Genomic DNA, 19,537 nt, shown 5'->3' with positions numbered 1-19,537 from the left:
GCGGGCGGACGCAGGAGTGCGGCTGGGGGACGGCCGCTGGGTCCAGATCTGGGCCGGCGGCTCTCCCGGCGGCACGCCGGTGCTCTTCCTGCCAGGCTGCCCGGATACCCGGCATGCCGCGTATCCGGGCGAGCACGCCGCGCTGCGTGCCGGCGTGCGCCTGGTGGCGGTGAACCGTCCGGGCTACGGGCGGTCGGATTCGCACGCGTCGACGCACCTGTCGGTGGCCGACGATGTCGTGGCGGTCGCGGACGCGCTCGCGATCGACCGATTCGCCGTACTGGGAATGTCGATCGGCGGCCCGTATGCCTTGGCCTGCGCTGTGCGGCACCCGGACCGCGTGACCGCGGTCGGAGTAATCGCCGCGCCGGCTGAGGTCCCCGAGCTCGATCCGCCGTACCACCGCGACGACCTCGGCCCGGACGAGCAGGCCTTCTTCGCCCGGCTCGCGAGCATGACTCCCGACGAGGCGGCCGAGTACATGCGCGCCGACTTCCAGCAGTACGTCGCCCGGCTCAACCCGACCGATCCCGACGACGAAGCCCTGGTACGCCGCTTCGTCGCGCAACTACCGTCGTACGACGCCGAGATCGCCACCAGGCAAGGAACGACGGCCTCCGCGGCCGCGGTCCGCGAAGCACTCGCGAACCCGGACGGCTACCTCCGCGATGCCGCGATCTCCTTCAGACGTTGGGATTTCCGCCCCGAGGCGATCACCTGCCCCACCTTCCTCTGGTACGGCGAACTCGACGCGAACGCCTCCGTCCGCAACGGCCACTGGCTCGCCGCGCACCTCCCGCACGCGACCCTGCTCATCCGCGAGCAGACCACGCATCTCGCCGTACTGCACGACCACTGGGACGACGTCCTCACCACACTGACCGGCGGAAATTGAGTACAGGAACGCGATGCCCGCGGTCTAGCCTGAAGCATGGGACTCAACGATCTGCTGTATGACCCGATCCGCCACAACAACTGGGCGACCAAGAGCCTGATCCAGTTCTGCCGGGCGCAGGGCCTGACCGCCGAGCAACTCGAGGTCACCGGCGTCGGGACGTACGGCGGGATCGTGGCGACGCTGGATCACATCGTCCGCTGTGACGGCGGCTACGTACGCCGGGTCGCCGACAGCCCCCTCGATTTCGTCGACAGCGACGAGACGCCGGACTTCGACACGCTCGAACGCTGGAACGACGAGGCCGGCGCCCTCTGGGAGGACGTCCTCGCCAAGCCGATCGACGTCGAGCGCATCATCATCGTCGACAACAACACCCGCGGTACCCGTGTCGGCATCTTCCTCGCGCAGGCGATCAACCACGCCAACCACCACCGCGAACAGGTCTGCGCGATCCTCACCGGCTTCGGCATCGAGCCCCCGGACATCCAAGCCTGGGAATACGCCTGGGAAACCGAACGAATCTGGGACCTGCCTACGTCGTGAGCGGAATGGACTCCGGGACCGGGGTGAGGGGGGCGTTGTAGGCGAACCAGTTGGTCAGGTTTTCGACGACAAGGCCGGCCATGGCGTCGCGGGTGGGGAGGGTGGCCGAGCCGACGTGGGGGAGGAGGACCGCGTTCGGCAGGGTCAGCAGGTCGGGGTGGACCTCCGGCTCGTGTTCGAAGACGTCGAGGCCGGCCGCGAGGATGGTGCCGTCGCGAAGCGCGTCGACCAGGGCCTGCTCGTCGACGACTGAGCCGCGGGCCACGTTGATGACGATGCCGTCCGGCCCCAACGCCGCCAGGACCTCGGCGTTCACCAGGTGACGGGTCGAGTCGCCGCCGGGGATGACGATCACCAGCGTGTCGACGTCGCGCGCCATGTCCAGCAGCGACGGGTAGTAGCGGTAGCCGACGTCCTTGCGGCGGCGGTTGTGGTAGGCAACGGAGATGCCGAACGGAGCGACCCGGTCCGCGATCGCCTGCCCGATCCGGCCGAGACCGAGGATGCCGACCCGGCGGCCGTGCATCGTTGCCTTGGTCAACGGATACGCGCCGTCGGCTTCCCACTTGCCGGCCCGCAGGTAGCGCTCGGCCTGGGGCAGTTCGCGGACCGTCATCAGCAGCAGACCGAGCGCGGTGTCGGCGACCTCGTCGTCCAGGACGCCAGGCGTGTTCGTCACGACCACGCCGCGCTCGGCCGCGGCGGCCGCGTCGATCCGGTCGTACCCGACGCCGAAGCTCGCCACGAGGCGTACGGCGGGCAGCCGGTCCAGGAACGCGCCGTCGATCAGTGAGCCACCGGTGGCGACGGCAACGATCTCGTCGCGGCGGGCCGCGAGGACCGCGTCCGGGTCGCTCTCCTCCCAGAGCCGGATCAGCTCACAGTGACCGTCCAGACCGGCCGCGACCGCCCTGTGCATCGGTCCCGGCATCAGCACCACTGGTAGTCCCATCAGAGTCCTCCTCGCGCGTCCTGCACCGATGTTCACCGCCGCTTTCCTGCCCAACCCTATTTCCCGCCACCGGAACGGACGACGATCGGGGGAGGAGGTCACCATGATCATCGACTGCGCTTACTACCGGGACGGTCACCGCCAGCACGTCGAGGCGATGTCGGTCGAGGATGCCGCCGCCCACTGCAAGCAGGGCGGATTCGTCTGGCTGGGCATGTTCGAGCCCACCCCCGAGGAACTCGTCCAGGTCCGGGAGAGCTTCGGCCTGCACGAACTGGCCGTCGAGGACGCGCAGACCTTCCACCTCAGGCCCAAGGTCGAGCCGTACGAGGGCGACATCCGCCTCGTCATCCTGCGCACCGCCCGGTACGACGACCAGCGGGAGGAGGTGGACTTCGGCGAGGTGAGTGTGTTCGTCGGCCCGTCGTTCGTGATCACGGTCCGCCAGGGGGTCGCCAGCGACCTGCACGACGCCCGGATCCGCCTCGAGCAACGGCCAGAGTTGCTGGAGGTCGGCACGAACTCCGTCCTGTGGGCCATCCTCGACCAGGTCGTCGACGGCTATGGCCCGGTGGTGGCTGAGCTGGAACGCGACATCGAGCAGGTCGAGCGGACCGTGTTCGCGGGATCGGTCGCACCGACCGAGCGGATCTACTTCCTCCGTCGCGAGGTCACCGACTTCTACCGTGCGGTCCACCCGTTGCTCGCCGTACTCGCGACCCTCGAGCGCGGCGCGCGCAACACCGAACTGCTGCCGTACTTCCGCGACGTGCACGACCACCTGGTGCTGGTGAACGAGGAGGTCGCCGCCCAGCGGGACCTGCTCGCGACGGTGCTGGAGGCGAACATGGCGGTGATCTCGGTCGAGCAGACCAAGGTCAGCGTCCGGCAGAACGCGACGATCGAGCAGCTCACCATCCTGGCCACGGTGTTCCTGCCGCTGACCTTCGTCACCGGGTTCTTCGGCCAGAACTTCGGCTGGCTGGTCGACCACATCGGCGCCGAGTGGGACTTCCTCGTCCTCGGGGTCGGCGGCCTCCTGATTCCCTGCCTCGCCCTGTTCGTCTGGTTCCGCCGGCAACGAGCGGCCCGGCAACCTACCTGACGCGGCAGGTTCATGCGGCCGTCCGCGGTCGTTCCCGTGCGGCACCGAGGGTCGGGGAGCAGGAATCATCCCCTCGGAGGTTTGTGATGCGAAAGCTCCCCGCCCTCATCGCCGCGACGGCCGTCCTGGCCGCTGTGGCGATCCCGTCCGTCTCGGCCGCCCGCCCCGCGGCCCCGGCTCCCGCCGCGCAGGCCGCTGCGACGGCCGAACCGCCGTCGTACCCGGCGACCCCGCTCACGTCGTACGCCGCCTTCGACGCGAACCAGGCGATCGCGGTCGACGCGAAGTACTTCTACGCGGTCAACAATCGGACGATCACCAAGCACGACCGCCGGACCGGCGAGCCGCTGCTGCAGTTCGCCGGCGACACCGACGGTCCGTTCAAGCACATGGACAGCGGTGTGGTCGTCGGTTCGAAGCTGTACGCCGTCCACTCGAACTACCCCGAGTGGCCGATGGAGAGCTCGATCGAGGTGTTCGACACCAAGACGATGAAGCACATCGACTCGTACTCGTTCGGCATCTACCGCGGTTCACTCACCTGGCTGGACCGGCACGACGGCGCGTGGTGGGCCGGTTTCGCCAACTACGACGAGATTTCGGACGACACGAACGAGCCGTACGGCCAGACCTACAACACCCAGATCGTGAAGCTGGACGACAAGTTCGAGCCGCTCGCGTCGTACACGATCCCGAAGCCGATCCTGGACCGGTTCAAGCCGATGTCGAACTCCGGTGGCTCGTGGGGTCCCGACGGCCGGCTCTGGCTGACCGGTCACGACCTCGGTGAGGCGTACGTGATGGAGTTGCCGACGGCGGGCGCCGAGCTGCGCTGGATCGCCACCGTCGACCTGCCCGACGTCCAGGGTCAAGGCATCGCTTGGGACCGCTCGAACCCGCGGCACCCGGCCTTCTGGGCGATCAGCCGGCCGAACAAGGTGGTGCACACGTTCGCCATGCCGCTCGACCTGATCAAGACGCCGGCCACCAAGGGCTGGCAGGTCCTCGGCCCGGGTCAGTTCCGGAAGTAGCCGAAGGTTGATCGAGTAGCGGACGGAAGCTGTCCGCTACTCGATCGATGCTGGGTACATGACTACCTCAGCGACATTCCACGCGTACTTCGGCTACCGCGACGCGGTCGGCGCCCTGCGCTGGCTGGAGAAGGCCTTCGGTTTCGAGACCACGATGGAGGTCCCGGACGACAAGGGCGGGATCATGCACGCCGAGATGCGGTACGGCGGTGTGGCCTTCACGCTCTTCACCGACGAGGAGGGCTACGACAAGCCCGCCCGCAAGGGTGACACCGTCGGCCACGGCGCCTACATCGCCTTCGACACCGAGGCCGAGGTCAACGCCGTCCACGCCGGCGCAGTGGCCGCCGGCGCCGAGTCCATCTGGACCCCGGCCACCACCGAGTGGGGCAACTACCGCTGCCGAGTAGCCGACCCCGAAGGCTACGAATGGACCTTCGGCACCCACCGCCCAGGCCTCCCCGCCACCTGGTAGAAAACTACGGGTGGATCCCCGGCTGATCGTGATTGTTCGCCGATCTCGCCCGTGACTATCCGGGGTCGGCGTACTTCTACTACCTGGACATTCCGTTCGAGGAGACCGTTCGGCGGCATGCGACGCGGGAGAAGGTGAGCGCATTCACCGCCGAGGCCATGGCGGAGTGGTACCGGCCGCAGGATCTGCTGGAGTGGCCGCGGGAGACGGTGATCGATCAGACCAGCTCACTCGACGCGACCGTCCAGCGGATCCTGCGCGAGACCGGGTTAGACCCAGCCGCCGAGCTCCAGGTCGGCGATGACGACCGGCTGGCCGGTGGCTAGGGACTGGTTGGCGGCGATGCCGACGGCAACGGCCCGGACGCCGTCGTGGACGTCGGCGGCACGCCCGAGCGGGTCGTTGCCCGGGCCCTTGAAGAGGTCGTCGTAGAGGAGGCGGTCGCCACCGCCGTGGCCGCCGACGCCGCGGGGGATCTCGACCTCGACCGCGGGTGCCCAGTGCTTCTGCAGGACGAGCCGTTCGCCGTTGGAGCGCACGTCGCCCGGGATCACCCGGTCCGACGGGTAGCTCGGGTCGATCTGATCATCGATCACGGCCGCCCGCTCGATGACCTCGAGCTCGGCGCGGCCCTCGGTGCCGTTGACCGACACCCGATAGCCCTCCCATGGCGAGTGTGCGTTCAGCGAGTAGCTCAGCCGGGCGCCACTCGCGTACTCCGCGACCACCGCCATGTTGTCCTCGATCGTGATCCCCGGACCGAACACGTCCTGGTCGCGCAGGTACCCGTCGTACTGCTCGCTCTCCAGGTACAGCTGCCGGTTGATCTCGTCGGTGCGCAGATCCAGCAACCACGGATCGTTGGCCGAGCCCTCGATCGTGCCCCGGGCAGGTCGTTGCCCGAGGCCACGGGCTGCCGCGTTGTCCGAGCCGTAGAAGAACAGGCCGCCGGACGCGTACACCTTGGTCGGCTTCGACGCGATCCACCAGTTCACCAGGTCGAAGTGGTGCGAGGCCTTGTGCACCATCAGGCCGCCGGAGTTCTTCTTCTCCCGGTGCCAGCGGCGGAAGTAGTCCGCGCCGTGCCGGGTGTCGAGCACCCACTGGAACTCGACGCTGGTGACGGTGCCGATCTCGCCGTCCGCGATCACCTGCCGCAGCGCGCTGTTGCGCGGCGAGTAGCGGTAGTTGAAGGTGACGACCACGGACTTGCCGGACTCGTTCATCGCGGCGACGATCTGCCGGGTGCCGTCCGCGTCGATGGTCAGCGGCTTCTCGACGATCACGTCGGCGCCGGCGCGCAGGATCCGGGACACGACCGCTGCGTGCGTGTGGTCGGGGCTCGTCACGACCACCCGGTCGACCGACTGCTCCTTGATCATCTGCTCGAGATCGTCGGCGCCGTACTGCGGCAACTCGGGACCACCGAGCTCCTTGACGTACCGCTCGTGGAAGGCGAGGCGGCCCTGGTTCGGGTCGAGCAGGGCGACCAGCTGCGCCTCCTCGGGGTGCTCCTGGAAGATCGCGCGGACATACGCCCGCGCTCGCGACCCGGTTCCGGCGACTGCATAACGTCTGGGCACGGCGGACCCTTTCTACTCGTGTAGAACAGCACGCTAGCAACCGCTTTCCAAACCGGTCAACCGTCGTACTATCGGCACATGCCGAAGGCCACCCCCATCACCCGGAACGACGTGGCGCAGTACGCCGGGGTCAGTACCGCCGTGGTCAGCTACGTGGTGAACGAAGGCCCGCGCCGGGTCGCGCCGGAGACCCGGGAACGGGTCCTGGAGGCGATCCGCGTACTCGGCTACCGGCCGAACGCGACCGCGCGGGCGCTGCGGATGGGTACGACGCGCACGTTCGGGCTCATCACGCCGGACGGCGGCAACCCGCTGTTCGCCGAACTCGCGAAGGCGATCGACAAGGAGGCGTCGGCTCGCGGGTACGTCGTTCTGCAGACCAGCGCCGACGGTGATCCGGTCACCGAGCAGGCCAAGATCGCCGAACTGCTGATCCGCCAGGTCAGCGGATTGCTCCTGGTTGCTCCGACCGAGGATCCGGACCTGACCGAGGTCGGCATCCCGGTGATCGCCATCAACCGGGTGTTGCCGACCGTGAGCTCGGTCCGGCCGCAGTACCGCGCGGGTGCGCGCGCCGGCGTCAAGCACCTGATCGAGCACGACCATCGCACGATCGGGCTGGTGATCGGTGGTCGCGGCACAGGCGGTCGGGCGCCGGAGCGTGAGCTTGGGTGGCGGGACGCACTTCGCCAGGCGGGGCTCGAAGACGGGCCGATCGCGCGGGCGAGATTCAGCCGGCAGGGCGGGTACGACGCCGGCCGAGAGTTGCTCGCGGCAACGAAACGACCGACCGCGATCTTCGCCAGCTCAGACCTGCAAGCAGTCGGCGCACTCCGCGCGATCCACGAAGCCGGCCTCCGAGTCCCCGACGACATAGCGGTCCTGGCCTTCGACGGCACAGCCGAGACCGAATACAGCTGGCCGCCCCTGACCGTCGTACGCCAACCCCTGGACCGCATGGCCCACGAGGCTGTCCGTCGCCTGATAGACGGCGAAGACGCCGTCCAGTCCCTCACCTACCCAACCGCCCTGATCCTACGAAGATCCTGCGGCTGTTAGAGCGTGCCGAGGTCTTCGAAGATGAGGGCTGTTCGGGTGGCCAGGACCTCGGGGATGGCTTGGAGTTTTTCGAGGACTACTCGGCGGAGGCCTTCGTTGTCGGCGGCTCGGACCAGGAGGATGGCGTCGAAGTCGCCGCCGACGAGTGCCATGTGCTTGATCTCGGGGATGGCCTGGAGTTGTTCTCTCAGGGTTCGCCAGGAGCTTTGGCGGAGACTGAGAGTGACGTACGCCGAGGTCGCGAGGCCCAGCTTCAGCGGGTCGACCGTGACGGTGAAACCGGTGATCACCCCGGTCGCGGTGAGTCGCTCGACCCGCGCGTAGGCGTTCGCGCGGGAGATGTGGACCTGGTCCGCGAGGGCCCGGATCGAGAGCCGTCCGTCCCGCCCGAGCGCCTCGACGATCTGCCGGTCGACCTCGTCCAGCGCCGGGGCGACGACCATCTGTCCAGGACCGGCCCGGTGGACCGCCACCTCGTCGGACATCGTGCTCCCTCTCGCGCAACCAACTGAACCAAACGTCTCGTGATTCTCACAGGTCTGGATCCGATTGGCCAGAAGTACGACGATGAGGCCACCGTCCGTCTCCTGCGCAGGAGGGTCACATGAACGAGCGAAGCGAGTTCATCATCAAGAACAGTCCGCTCCGCGCCTCGTCGGCGCCCGGAGCGAAGCGAGGACGTCGATGAGTCTCGTTGAGGAGCGTTTGCTCCCCTCTGCCGAACCCGTCCGGTTGATCGACCAGGACGGCGTACCGCACGACCATCCGTTGTACCGGCTGCCCACCAAGGAAGCCCTGGTCGACGGTTACGTTCAGTTGATCAAGGGCCGTCGCATCAACGACCAGGCCAGCGCGCTGGTCCGCCAGGGCCGGCTCGCCGTCTACCCGTCGTCGCACGGCCAGGAGGCCTGTCAGATCGCGGCCACGATGGTGCTCCGCGAGGGCGACTGGCTGTTCCCGACGTACCGCGACACGGTCTCGATCGTGAGCCGCGGTGTCGACCCGATCGAGACGCTGACGCTGCTCCGCGGCGACTGGCACTCCGGGTACGACCCGTACGCGCGCAACGTCGCGCCGCAGTCCACGCCGCTCGCGACGCAGCTCACCCACGCGGTCGGCGTCGCGCACGCGGCCCGGCTGAAGGGCGAGGACACGGTGGTCATGGCGCTCTGCGGCGACGGCGCCACCAGCGAGGGCGACTTCCACGAGGCGCTGAACTTCGCCGCCGTCTTCCACACCCCGGTCGTCTTCTTCATCCAGAACAACGAGTACGCGATCTCGGTGCCACTCGCCCGGCAGACCGTCGCTCCGTCGCTGGCCCACAAGGGCATCGGGTACGGCGTCCCCGGCGAACGGGCCGACGGCAACGACCTGGCCGGGCTGCTCGCCGTCCTAGGACAGGCCGTGGAGAAGGCGCGCTCGGGCGAGGGACCGCAGCTCGTCGAGGCCCACACGTACCGAGTGCAGGCGCACACCAACGCCGACGACGCGACCCGGTACCGCGAGGACGACGAGGTCACACCGTGGCTGGATCGCGACCCGATCAAGCGGCTCGGGGCGTACCTCGACGAGCGGGGCTGGCTCGACGACGCGGTGCGCGAGCGCGCGGAGGCGATGGCGGACCAGGTCGCGACGCGGTTGCGCGACGGACTGATGCCGGAGCCCGAAGTGGATCCGAGGGAACTGTTCACGCACCTCTACTCCGAGCAGACGCAGCAGCTGCGCGAGCAGGCGGCGTTCCTGCGCGACGAGCTGGCGCGAGAGGAGGTCTGAGCGATGACCCACATGAAGATCTCCATGGCGCAGGCCCTCAACCAGGCCCTCCGCGATGCGATGAAGGCCGACGACACCGTGCTGATGTTCGGTGAGGACGTCGGCGCGCTCGGCGGCGTCTTCCGGATCACCGACGGGCTGACCGAGGAGTTCGGCGAGGATCGTTGCTTCGACACCCCGTTGGCCGAGTCCGGCATCGTCGGGATGGCCGTCGGGCTCGCGATGAACGGGATGCGCCCGGTCGTCGAGATGCAGTTCGACGCGTTCGGCTACCCGGCGTTCGAGCAGATCGTCTCCCACGTCGCCAAGATGCGGAACCGGACCCGCGGCAAGATCACCCTGCCGATGGTGATCCGGATGCCGTACGCCGGCGGGATCGGCGGCGTCGAGCACCACTGCGACTCGTCGGAGAGCTACTACGCGCACACGCCAGGCCTGACCGTCGTCGCGCCGGCCACGGTCGCGGACGCGTACACGTTGTTGCGCAGGGCAATCGAACTGCCGGATCCGGTCGTGTTCATGGAGCCGAAGAAGCTCTACTGGGCCAAGGAAGAGGTCGATCTCACCGAGGACCAGCCCGGGATCGGCACGGCCGTCGTACGGCGGGAAGGCGCGGACGCGACCCTGATCGCCTACGGGCCGACGGTGCCGGTCGCGCTGGAGGCGGCCGAGGTCGCGGCGGCCGAAGGGCGGCAGCTGTCCGTGGTGGATCTGCGGTCGATCGTGCCGTTCGACGACGAGACGGTGTGCGCGGCGGTACGGCGTACCGGGCGGGCTGTCGTGGTCGCGGAGGCCAGCGGGTTCGCCAGTGTGTCGTCGGAGATCGTTGCCCGCGTCACCGAACGGTGCTTCCACTCGCTGGCCGCGCCGATCCGGCGGGTGACCGGGTTCGACATCCCGTACCCGCCGCCGAAGCTGGAGAAGTACCAGCTGCCCGGCGTGGACCGGATTCTCGACGCGGTGGACGACCTGCAGTGGGAGGACTCGTGAACACGTTCCTGCTGCCCGATCTCGGTGAGGGCCTGACCGAGGCCGAGATCGTCCGCTGGCTGGTGAAGGTCGGCGACGTCGTCACCGTCGACGCCCCGGTCGCGGAGGTCGAGACCGCCAAGTCCATCGTCGAACTCCCGTCCCCGTACGCCGGTGTCGTCGAAGAACTCCACGGCGACCCCGGCACGACCATCCCGGTAGGCAAACCCCTCATCACCATCGGCGAGATCAACACCGGCACACGGCCTGCGCCCGACGGTGGGAACAACCGGCAGGACCACGGTGCACGGTCCGACGCGGCCGGTGGGAACAACCGGCAGGACGACAGTGCACGGTCCGGGGCGGCCGGTGGGAACGACCTGCAGGACGACAGTGCACGGTCCGAGACGGCCGGTGGGAACAACCGGCATGACGAGCCGGCCGGGTCGGGTGCACGGTCCGAGGTGGCCGGAGAGGCGTACCGGCAGGAGGAGCGGGCCGGGTCCGGGAGCGTACTCGTCGGCTACGGCACGGGTACCGGCACCGGCTCAGGTCGGCGCCGCAAGCCCCGTCCCCACCTCCAGCCGGCGCGCAGCGCCGCCGCACCGGCGACGCACCCCGACTCCACTACCTCGGCGACGCGCCCCGGCCTCCAGTCGGCGCGCAGCGCCGCTACACCGGAGACCGGGTCGGCGCCGGACACGGGCAGTGCGCGGCGGGTGCCGCTGGTGATCTCGCCGCTGGTACGGCGGATCGCGCGGGACGCTGAGGTGGATCTGCGGACGTTGACCGGTTCCGGACCGGACGGTCTGATTGTCCGCCGGGATGTCGAGCAGGCGATCGCTCAACGGTTCGAGCAGGAGCCCGCCCCCCAGGTGGAGGACGTGAGTTCGCGAACCGGGCTGCCCGAGCTACGGCGGATCCCCATGAGTGGGTTCCGGAAGGTCGTGGCGGCGACCCTGACTCGGAGCCGCGCGGAGATCCCCGAGGCGACAACCTGGGTGGACGTGGATGCGACCGCCCTGGTGGAGCTGCGGGAATCGTTGCGGTCGGCAAAGGATTCCGGTCCGGGTCTGCTGGCGTTGATGGCGCGGTTCACGGTGGCGGGTCTGCAGCGCTACCCGGAGCTGAACGGTTTCGTCGACACCGAGCGCGAGGAGCTCGTCCAGTACGACGGCATCAACCTCGGACTGGCCGCGCAGACCGATCGAGGTCTCGTCGTACCGGCGGTGGCGAACGCGCACACGATGACCACGCGCGCTCTCGACGGTGAGATCCGCCGACTGACCGAATCCGCGCGGACCGGCAGGCTGACGCCGTACGAGCTCGGTTGCGGGACGTTCACGCTGAACAACTACGGCAGCTTCGGCGTGGACGGCAGCGCGGCGATCATCAACCACCCGCAGGTCGCGATCCTCGGCGTCGGCCGGATCATCGACCGTCCGTGGGTGGTCGACGGCCAGATCGCGATCCGCAAGCTCACCCAACTGTCGCTCGTGTTCGACCACCGGGTCTGCGACGGCGGGACGGCGGCCGCGTTCCTCCGGTTCGTCGCCGACGCGTTCGAGAACCCGGCGTCAGCGTTCGCCGATCTCTAGCGGTCGTCCACCCGAGCTCCTACCGTGGCGGCATGGCGAAGGCTCCGGCCGAGAAGGTCGCACTGTTCGACGCACTCGTCGAACAGTTCCCTGACGTCGAGCGCAAGGGTGCCGGTTTCCCGTACACCGCGGTCAACGGCAACATGTTCTCGATGCTGAACGAGAACGGCACCCTCGCGCTGCGCCTTCCCGAAGCCGAGCGCGAGGCGTTTCTCTCCAGGTACGACACCACCCTCAACGTCGCCCACGGAGTACAGCAGAAGGAGTACGTCGTCGTCCCCGACGCGCTCCTGGCCAACACCGACGAACTGCGCGGGCACTTCGCAGTGAGCGTCGCCTACGCCCGATCGCTCAAGCCGAAGCCCACGACCCGCAAGAGAAGCCGGCGAGCTGAGCCTCAGGAGAGCTGCCGGGGCCGCAGCCCGACCAGGATGACCCGCAGTCCCGAAGTGAATCGTGCCTCCGGCCCGGCCAGATTCTCGCGGTTCAGGTACGCCGCGAGACTGGCCGCGCCCACGCCCAGTTGGTCGCCGGCCTCGGACGCCCAGTCGGGTTCGCTCAGGCCGCTCCGCCGTACGACGGCCGACCACGCGGCGTCGGTGACCGCGGACCCGATCAGGTAGTGGAAGATCGCCGACACGGCCGAGTCGAGATGCACACCCTTGAACCCGGCCGCCCGCAGGATCGCGAGCACCTGATCGGCCAGCGCCTGGTAGTTCGGCCCGAGCCCCGCATGTGACGCCAGCAACTGCGGCGCCCAGGGATGAATCCACAGCGCCTCGTAAGCCGATCGCACCACCACGGTCACCTGGTCGCGCCAATCGCCGTCGCCGGGTGGGACCAGGGCGTCACCCAGCACCTCGTCGACGGCGAGCTCGAGCAGGTCGTTCTTGTTGGCGATCCGCCAGTACAGCGCCGAGGTCGCCGCCGTGCCGACCTCCGCCGCCACCCGCCGCATCGAGAACAGGTCCAGCCCGTCCCGGTCCAGCACCTTGATCGACGTACGGACGATGTCGTCCCGGCTCAGCGGCGACCTGGTCGCCTCCGGCTCGGTCCGCAACCACACCGATCCGAGCACCGTCTTCTGATCTGCTTCCCGCACGAAAACAGTGTCTCATGAACTGACACGATGTTTTTGTGTTAGATCGGGCCGGGGTTCCTTGCGCGCGACAACCCGCGAGGACCAGACTTCCGAGGTTCCCGGGGTGGCCCGGGGATGGCTCCGGGGGGAGCGACGCCGACGCCGCCGGTCGGTCCGGCCGCGGTCTCAGAGCATGGTTGGGGAAGACTTGTGAACGACGCATCCACGGACGCGCGCATGAAATCGAAGAGCTCTCGAGTGGTTGCGCTGCTCGGTGGGGCGGGCGCTGTGGCGCTGGTCCTGGGTGGGGTGACCTTGGCGCTGGCGCCGTCCGCGTCGGCCAACGGCGACATCATCGACGGCACCCCGGCCTGCATCGACGTGATCCCGGACTCGACCGAGATCGCGTTCGACGGGGCCGACGACGACACCCCGCCGGCTCCCGGTACGAAGACCGTGGACGGCGTGACGGTGACCTGGACCGCGAGCACGCTCCAGCAGGACGACCCGGATCACAACGGTGATCAGACCGGCGGCACGGTGGTCGACTTCACCGCGACGGGCGGCACGGTGCGCGGTGTACTCGTCAACGTCAAGACCGACGGCGCTGATCCGGGCAGCTTCGGCTACGCGGCGAGCTTCTTCGACTACCGGCCGGCCGGAGTCACCTCCGGGACTGGCGTACACGCGCCGGTTCAGTCGTCCACCGGGAAGTACTACACCATCGGTCATCTGCGCTTCTGTGTCGTGAAGGCGACGACCACGCCGACGCCGACCCCGACACCGAGCGACACTCCGTCGGAGACCCCGAGCGAGACTCCTTCGGAGACGCCGAGCGAGACTCCTTCGGAGACGCCGAGCGAGACGCCGTCCGAGACTCCCTCTGAAACCCCGTCGGAGACTCCTTCCGAGACACCGTCGGAGACCCCGAGCGAAACGCCGTCCGAGACCCCGACCACGTCGCCGAGTGACACCCCGAGTACGCCGTCCGACAGCCCGAGTGCGACGCCGTCCGAGTCGCCGTCGGTCGTGCCAACGGACAGCCCGACCAGCACCTCGACGTCGCCGGTCGCGGTTCCGACCGAGGTCGACGCCGGTCAGTCCGGTGGGCTCAAGCTCACCTCGGCGATCACCGGTCACCAGAGCGCGTGGGGCCTCGCCCTGATCACGCTCGGTGGTGTGCTTGTGTTCGCCGGCATCCTGAAGTCGCGGCAGAACCGCGGTCAGCACTCTGCCTGACATGTCCGCACAGCGTCGCCGCCCGGGTCGCGCTCGTTCGTCGTGGTGGACGATCGGGGCCCTGGCGGTCGGCGCCGTACTACTCCTGACCGGCGGCTACCTGCAGCTCAGGACGGACAACAGCACTGACGCGGCCCCGACCGGTACGACGTCGGCCGTGCCGACGAAATCGTCACCGAAGCCCAGCACGCCTAAGCCCACCATGCCGAAGGCGACCACACCGAAGGGCACAGCACCGAAGACCACGTTTCCGCCCGAGGTCCGGAGCACCGCCCCGGCGCGGCCGGGCAACCCGGTACGGGTATCCGTCCCGAGTCTCGGGGTCTCCGCCCGCGTGCTGGGGATCCGCGCCCGCGGTGGCGCTCTCATCCCGCCGTCCAATCCGCAGCTGCTCGGCTGGTGGTCCGACGGCGCTCAGCCCGGTGCGGCCAAGGGGTCGGCGATCATCACCGGCCACACCGTGCACGACGGCGGCGGCGCGTTCGACGACCTCGGCCGGTTGAAGGCCGGAGACGCGGTCAAGGTCACCACAGGCAAAGGGACCCTCAACTACGTGGTCGCGTCCGTGACCACGTATCGGAAGAAGGCGCTCGCCACCCAGGCCACGCAGGTTTTCGACCAGAGTGTTCCGGGCCGGCTGGTTCTGGTCACCTGCGAGGACTGGGATGGTACGGCGTTCCTCAGCAATGCCGTGGTGATTGCGCATCCGAAGAAATGAGTGACCGACCCCCGTGGGCCGGCCACTCGTCCTGCGATCAGCTGTTGAGCTGAGCTGTCAGAGCAGAGGTGTCCGTCGCGACCCATGACCGAGAAGAGTCGGGGGCCGCTAGGAGTAGCGCAAGCGTTTGACCGGCACATCGGTGACTGGTCATTGCTGTGTCACCCGACGTCGCGCGACCAAAGTCTTTCCGGCCGGGACCTCGGTACGACGACGCACGGCCGATCCCACGACAACCTGAGGAGCATGACGACTCCCGCTCTCAATCGTGCGCACTTCCTGGGGCTCCTCGCCCTCGCGGTGACAAGTGTCTCCAGTACCCAGACCGCTTCCGCCCTACGAAGACGCCTCGAGTTCAAGGGGGTCGCCTACGACACCGGGACCGGGTTCCTCGGTGACGACAGCCGGATGCTGTGGCGGCGCAGCATCATGCAGGGTGAGATCCGGGCGATCCGCGACCGCCTGCACGCGAACTGGGTCAGCATCTACGGCAGCGATGCCGGCCGGCTGGTCGACACCGCGACCACTGCGCTCGAGCACGGTCTGCGGGTGTCGATCCAGCCGCGTTCGTTCGACGAACCGCAGGCGGACGAGCTGGAGAAGCTGCGGAAGGTCGCGGTCCAGGCGGAGCGGTTGCGCCGGCGGTACGACCAGGAGGTGATCCTGGTGATCGGCTGCGAGTTCATGCTGTTCACCCCGGGGATCGTGCCGGGGGCAACCTTCTTCGAGCGGGTCGAGTACCTGACCAAGGGCGAGTTCGACCTGGCGGAGCTGCAGCGGAAGTTCCGCGCCTTCACCGCCCGGATGGTGAAGGTTGCCCGCAGCAACTTCAAGGGCCGGATCACGTACGGCGCCGCGTCGGACCTGGAGCAGGTGGACTGGTCGCTGTTCGACGTCGTCGGGCTGGACTACTACTCGTACCACGCGAACCGCGCCGGCCACACCGAGGAACTGGCGCGGTTCCGCCAGTGGGGCAAGCCGATCATGATCCTCGAGTTCGGCTGCTGCACGTTTACCGGCGCGGCCGAGCTGGGCGGGATGGGCTGGGACATCGTCGACTACACCGGCGACGTCCCGGTCATCCCGCCGCAGTACGTCCGCGACGAGCAGGAACAGGCCGACCACCTGGCCACGATGCTCGACGTCTTCACCGCCGAAGGCTTCCTCGGTGTGTCGCCGTACACCTTCATCTCACCCGACGCGCCGCACCGCCCGCACGACCGTCCCCACGACGAGGACATCGCCGCATTCAGTCTCTGCAAGGTGATCCGAAAGGACTCCGACGACCCGGCATCGCGGTACCAGTGGCAGCCGAAGGAGTCCTTCCGGGCGGTCTCCCGCTTCTACCTAGTGCACTAGCCCGACCGCGGTGATGGTCGCGATGACGTCGGTGCGCCAGTGCCGGTAGCGGACCGGGTCCTCGGTGAAGTTCCGCTGGTCGGTGACCACGTCGCCGGCCGTCAGCAGCTTGGCGGCGTGCGCCTTCAGCGCGGGTGGCAGATGGGGCTTGGCCGCCACGTCATGCGACAGCAGCCAGAGCAGGTTGTAGTCCTCCATGCCGTCGCGGAAGTTCTCGAGCCGGATCGAGGCCATCGGCCCGGTCGGACCTGGGTAGAACATCGACCCGTCGCCTGCGGTGCCGTTGAACGTCGCCGCCTTCCACGCCGACAGGATCCCGTCGTTCACCAGCAACTGGTTGGCGTGGTCCGAACGGAGCCAGCGGTTCGTCGCGTAGTACAGGACGCCCTCGACCCCGGCCTTGTACGACATCGGGCCCATCAGCGTGCGCGAGTCGATCGGCGGGTAGCCGTTGAACCAGTTCGGCAGCGGCGAACCGGTGGCGATGTCCGGGTACCACCAGGCCTGGTCGCCGCGGGCCCTGGTCCGCTCGGCCACCGTCTGGTTGTACAGGTCCTGCTGCGGCGCCCAGATGTCGACCAGCCCGGCCAGTCCGGTGTCGACTCCCATCGAGTTGTCCCGCAGCGTGGTCATGATCGGCACGTCCGGGAAGGCGGCCTTCACCGCGGCGAAGGTCTGCTTGGCGGCCTGCAGCAGTGGCCCGTTGGCCTCGTCGAATCCGTAGACGTAGGCGTACTTGTCGACGCCCGCGGCGCGGTAGCTGTCCATCGCGGTCCGCAGCTGTGAGATCCAGGTGTCGATCTGCGCCTGCCAGGTCTCCGGCTTCGACGGGTTCAGCATTCCGGCCCACAGGTAGAAGGCGTTGAAGTCACGCAGCCCGTAGTGGTCGCGGATGTAGAGCACGTCCTCGACCGGGGTCGGCACGATCACCGGTCCGGGGCTCGAGGGGATGCACGGGCAGGTGTAGAGCTGGTCCGGCTCGATCTTGTAGTCGTTCAGGAACGACCAGTACGTGTGCTTGGTCGCTTCCTGCGCGGCGGGATCGGTGATCCCGTAGATGTCGTTCACGATCGCCGGCGTGAACTGGAAGGTGGTGTTGAGCTTCGGCCGATCCGGAACGGTCACCGGCCACACCTTCGCCGACACAGTCATCGTCCGGGTGTGCTTGCCGCCCGCGGAGAACGCGACCTTCACCTTGTAGATGCCGGGCCGCGCGTCCGGCGAGGCCTTCAGCCGGATCCAGTACGGCTGGATCGTGTCGGCCGGGACATCCACCGAGGACAGGTCGTCGCGGATCGGGTCCGGCGTCCAGCCGGCGTACGTCGGACGGTGATACTGGTTCGTCGGCGTCACATTCAGCGATCCGACCGGCGCCACCGAGGCGGTGAGCGCACCTGCGGGGCCGGACACCGAGGTCACCCGCGCCTGTACGCCGTTGAGCTGCTCCGCGAACGGCAGTACGACGGCCTGCACGTTCTCGTACTCACCACGGGTCAGCGACACCGACGGCGCCGGTCCGGTCGAGCCGAACGGCAGGTCCTTCGGATAGACCAGCGCCATCGAGTCGGCCGACTCCAGCCCGAAGTCCGCATGCTTGTCGTGCGACCGCGCCTGGATCGTGTTCGCCAGTCGTGGCACCGATCGCTGCAACGCCGTGACACCCGCGTTGAACGGCGCGTACTGCGCATACGTCATCGGCCCCGCGGACAGCGCTTGGCGCAACTCGGCGCACTGTGCCGCCGCGGAGTCGACCTGCGCCCGCAGCCGCTCATCGGCAGGCGTGTGGCCGAGTGAACGGTCCATGGTGGCGATCTGAGCCGCCAGCTTGGTCAGTACGCCGTTGAAGTCCGTCAGCCGGAGCAGTTGCGCGGCCGCTTGGTCGCCGTACGCCGTCTTGTCGTGCGGGTCGGTGTCGACGAGCCGGAAGGCGTCGTAGTGGCCGACGACCGTCGCGCCTGCACGGGGCATCGAGATGCCGATGTAGGCGATCCGGCTGATGTCGACGCCGGCGGCCGTGATCGCGCTCAGCCGCAGGTCGACCGGCGTCCAGCTGCGGGCGTTGATCTTGTAGTCGACGCCGTACGCCTTGTTGGCCTGGTCCCGGACGGTGATCCGGCCGACGACGGTGTAGTCCTGCTCGGTGAAGAAGTCGAACCCGAGCAGGGTGTGACCGGACCAGTCGCTGACCGGCAGGCTCGGCGTACCGGCGTTGAGGGTGAGCCCCGACGAGGCCGTCGCTCCCGGCGTGCCGGCCGGCGCGATGCTGAACTTCACCCCGGAGGCGCCGTGCGTGGGATCGGCGGTCCGCTCGATCTTGTCGGCCTGCGGCAGGGTGACGGTCGCCCCCGTCAGGTCGGCATCGGTCTCGAAATCCTGGAACACCCCGGCTGGTACGGCGGCCCGCGCCGTTCCGGCTTGGACCAGACTTCCGGCGACCAATACGGTTGCCGTCAGCAACAATCCGAACTTCCTCACGACCGGCCCCTCTCAGGTAGCCTCACGGTAGGTCGGTCGGATTACGGTCATGGCCATAATCCACCTGGTTGCTCACCGTAGGAGCGAGGATGCCGACTGTCAAGGCTTGCTGCTCCGCATCGAAAAGCCTGGCCGGCAAGCACGATCGGACCGTGGTCTTGTGACTGTTACCGGCGTGCGCGATAGTTGCAGAAGCGGGTTATTCGCGATCGTTCACGTGGAGGCGTCGTGGGACTGCCGGATAATGCCGCGGAGGCGCGGGCAGCGGGCTGGCGAACCCTGGCCGCTCTGCACGCCCGGATCGAGGACGAGCTGGAGCGCGCGCTGCAGAAGCACTACGACCTGTCCGTCAGCGAGTACGGCGTGCTCGACGTGCTGGCGCGGCAGGACGACTACCACCTGCGGATGAACCAGCTGTCCAGCGCGGTCGTGCTTAGTCAGTCGGCCACGACCCGGCTGGTGAACCGTCTGGAGGACCGCAAGCTCCTGCAGCGGTACCTGTGCCCGACCGACCGCCGCGGCATCTACACCGAGGTCACCCAGGCCGGCCGTGAGCTGCGTGACCAGGCCCGGCCGACGCACGACGCCGTACTGGCTGCTGCTCTGGAGAAGGCTGCTGGACTGCCCGAGCTGGCTCCGCTGGTCGGTGCTCTGGACAGGCTGGCGACGAAGGTCTGAC

20 protein-coding genes are annotated in these 19,537 nt (G+C 68.4%); 14 read left to right on the top strand and 6 right to left on the bottom strand.

Annotation, left to right across the window (positions count from 1 at the left end; genetic code table 11):
- The first annotated feature begins 16 nt into the window (after positions 1-16).
- Complete coding sequence (locus ACGFH6_RS06620) at positions 17-895, top strand: alpha/beta fold hydrolase (RefSeq protein ID WP_393381079.1); 879 nt, start codon at positions 17-19, stop codon at positions 893-895.
- A 36-nt stretch (positions 896-931) separates the two neighbouring features.
- Positions 932-1,441: a DinB family protein gene (locus tag ACGFH6_RS06615; protein WP_393381078.1), complete on the top strand. Its 510-nt coding sequence runs from the start codon at positions 932-934 to the stop codon at positions 1,439-1,441.
- On the opposite strand, the gene ACGFH6_RS06610 is transcribed toward ACGFH6_RS06615, so the two are convergent.
- Positions 1,431-2,393 (bottom strand): 2-hydroxyacid dehydrogenase, encoded by a 963-nt coding sequence (locus tag ACGFH6_RS06610; protein WP_393381076.1) that lies wholly within the window; start codon positions 2,391-2,393, stop codon positions 1,431-1,433. The two genes, ACGFH6_RS06615 and ACGFH6_RS06610, sit on opposite strands and share 11 nt — an antisense overlap.
- Before the next feature lie 103 nt (positions 2,394-2,496).
- Between ACGFH6_RS06610 and ACGFH6_RS06605 the strand changes: the two genes are divergently transcribed.
- The 4 genes from ACGFH6_RS06605 (at position 2,497) to ACGFH6_RS06590 (ending at position 5,330) form a co-directional block, all read left to right on the top strand.
- Positions 2,497-3,498 (top strand): magnesium and cobalt transport protein CorA, encoded by a 1,002-nt coding sequence (locus ACGFH6_RS06605; protein WP_393381074.1) that lies wholly within the window; start codon positions 2,497-2,499, stop codon positions 3,496-3,498.
- 86 nt (positions 3,499-3,584) lie between these two features.
- Positions 3,585-4,529: a hypothetical protein gene (locus tag ACGFH6_RS06600; RefSeq protein WP_393381072.1), complete on the top strand. Its 945-nt coding sequence runs from the start codon at positions 3,585-3,587 to the stop codon at positions 4,527-4,529.
- Positions 4,530-4,587: 58 nt separating this feature from the next.
- Complete coding sequence (locus ACGFH6_RS06595) at positions 4,588-5,004, top strand: VOC family protein (protein WP_393381070.1); 417 nt, start codon at positions 4,588-4,590, stop codon at positions 5,002-5,004.
- A 32-nt stretch (positions 5,005-5,036) separates the two neighbouring features.
- Entirely contained in the window at positions 5,037-5,330 is a 294-nt protein-coding gene (locus tag ACGFH6_RS06590) for a hypothetical protein (protein ID WP_393381068.1), read from the top strand.
- Here ACGFH6_RS06590 and ACGFH6_RS06585 read toward each other — a convergent pair.
- Positions 5,274-6,587: a Gfo/Idh/MocA family protein gene (locus ACGFH6_RS06585; RefSeq protein ID WP_393381066.1), complete on the bottom strand. Its 1,314-nt coding sequence runs from the start codon at positions 6,585-6,587 to the stop codon at positions 5,274-5,276. The genes ACGFH6_RS06590 and ACGFH6_RS06585 overlap by 57 nt on opposite strands.
- Positions 6,588-6,665: 78 nt before the next feature.
- Here ACGFH6_RS06585 and ACGFH6_RS06580 point away from each other — a divergent pair, with 78 nt between their 5' ends.
- The gene (locus tag ACGFH6_RS06580) at positions 6,666-7,646 is read left to right on the top strand and encodes a LacI family DNA-binding transcriptional regulator (RefSeq protein WP_393381064.1); all 981 of its coding nucleotides are present in this window, start codon (positions 6,666-6,668) and stop codon (positions 7,644-7,646) included.
- Here the strand turns inward: ACGFH6_RS06580 and ACGFH6_RS06575 are convergent.
- Positions 7,643-8,131 carry an Lrp/AsnC family transcriptional regulator gene (locus ACGFH6_RS06575; RefSeq protein ID WP_393381062.1) on the bottom strand — a complete coding sequence of 163 codons (489 nt, stop codon included), beginning with the start codon at positions 8,129-8,131 and terminating at the stop codon, positions 7,643-7,645. The genes ACGFH6_RS06580 and ACGFH6_RS06575 overlap by 4 nt on opposite strands.
- A 199-nt stretch (positions 8,132-8,330) precedes the next feature.
- Here ACGFH6_RS06575 and ACGFH6_RS06570 point away from each other — a divergent pair, with 199 nt between their 5' ends.
- Genes ACGFH6_RS06570 through ACGFH6_RS06560 form a run of 3 tightly spaced genes read left to right on the top strand, consistent with a single transcriptional unit; the run spans position 8,331 to position 11,986 of the window.
- The gene (locus ACGFH6_RS06570) at positions 8,331-9,419 is read left to right on the top strand and encodes a thiamine pyrophosphate-dependent dehydrogenase E1 component subunit alpha (protein WP_393381060.1); all 1,089 of its coding nucleotides are present in this window, start codon (positions 8,331-8,333) and stop codon (positions 9,417-9,419) included.
- A gap of 3 nt (positions 9,420-9,422) precedes the next feature.
- Positions 9,423-10,409, top strand: coding sequence for an alpha-ketoacid dehydrogenase subunit beta (locus tag ACGFH6_RS06565; RefSeq protein WP_131359788.1), 987 nt, complete (start codon positions 9,423-9,425; stop codon positions 10,407-10,409).
- Complete coding sequence (locus ACGFH6_RS06560) at positions 10,406-11,986, top strand: dihydrolipoamide acetyltransferase family protein (RefSeq protein WP_393381058.1); 1,581 nt, start codon at positions 10,406-10,408, stop codon at positions 11,984-11,986. Before ACGFH6_RS06565 ends, ACGFH6_RS06560 begins: the two co-directional genes overlap by 4 nt.
- On the opposite strand, the gene ACGFH6_RS06555 is transcribed toward ACGFH6_RS06560, so the two are convergent.
- Positions 11,983-12,306, bottom strand: a complete 324-nt coding sequence (locus ACGFH6_RS06555) for a hypothetical protein (protein WP_393381056.1) — start codon at positions 12,304-12,306, stop codon at positions 11,983-11,985. The genes ACGFH6_RS06560 and ACGFH6_RS06555 overlap by 4 nt on opposite strands.
- A gap of 77 nt (positions 12,307-12,383) precedes the next feature.
- On the bottom strand, positions 12,384-13,088 hold the full coding sequence (locus ACGFH6_RS06550; RefSeq protein ID WP_393381054.1) for a TetR/AcrR family transcriptional regulator: 705 nt from the start codon (positions 13,086-13,088) through the stop codon (positions 12,384-12,386).
- A gap of 216 nt (positions 13,089-13,304) precedes the next feature.
- Between ACGFH6_RS06550 and ACGFH6_RS06545 the strand changes: the two genes are divergently transcribed.
- The 3 genes from ACGFH6_RS06545 to ACGFH6_RS06535 all read left to right on the top strand — a co-directional run bounded on the left by ACGFH6_RS06545 (position 13,305) and on the right by ACGFH6_RS06535 (position 16,383).
- Positions 13,305-14,306, top strand: a complete 1,002-nt coding sequence (locus ACGFH6_RS06545; RefSeq protein ID WP_393381052.1) for a hypothetical protein — start codon at positions 13,305-13,307, stop codon at positions 14,304-14,306.
- Between the two features lies 1 nt (position 14,307).
- Complete coding sequence (locus ACGFH6_RS06540) at positions 14,308-15,024, top strand: sortase domain-bontaining protein (RefSeq protein ID WP_393381050.1); 717 nt, start codon at positions 14,308-14,310, stop codon at positions 15,022-15,024.
- Positions 15,025-15,270: 246 nt separating this feature from the next.
- Entirely contained in the window at positions 15,271-16,383 is a 1,113-nt protein-coding gene (locus tag ACGFH6_RS06535) for a hypothetical protein (RefSeq protein WP_393381048.1), read from the top strand.
- Here ACGFH6_RS06535 and ACGFH6_RS06530 read toward each other — a convergent pair.
- On the bottom strand, positions 16,372-18,858 hold the full coding sequence (locus ACGFH6_RS06530; protein ID WP_393381047.1) for a glycoside hydrolase domain-containing protein: 2,487 nt from the start codon (positions 18,856-18,858) through the stop codon (positions 16,372-16,374). The two genes, ACGFH6_RS06535 and ACGFH6_RS06530, sit on opposite strands and share 12 nt — an antisense overlap.
- Before the next feature lie 228 nt (positions 18,859-19,086).
- Here ACGFH6_RS06530 and ACGFH6_RS06525 point away from each other — a divergent pair, with 228 nt between their 5' ends.
- Complete coding sequence (locus ACGFH6_RS06525; protein ID WP_393381045.1) at positions 19,087-19,536, top strand: MarR family winged helix-turn-helix transcriptional regulator; 450 nt, start codon at positions 19,087-19,089, stop codon at positions 19,534-19,536.
- The last annotated feature ends 1 nt before the right edge of the window (position 19,537 follow it).

Source organism: Kribbella sp. NPDC049227, assembly GCF_043197265.1.
GTDB lineage: Bacteria > Actinomycetota > Actinomycetes > Propionibacteriales > Kribbellaceae > Kribbella.
Note: the sequence above shows the minus strand (reverse complement) of the source record. Positions and strands in the feature narration are given on the sequence as shown.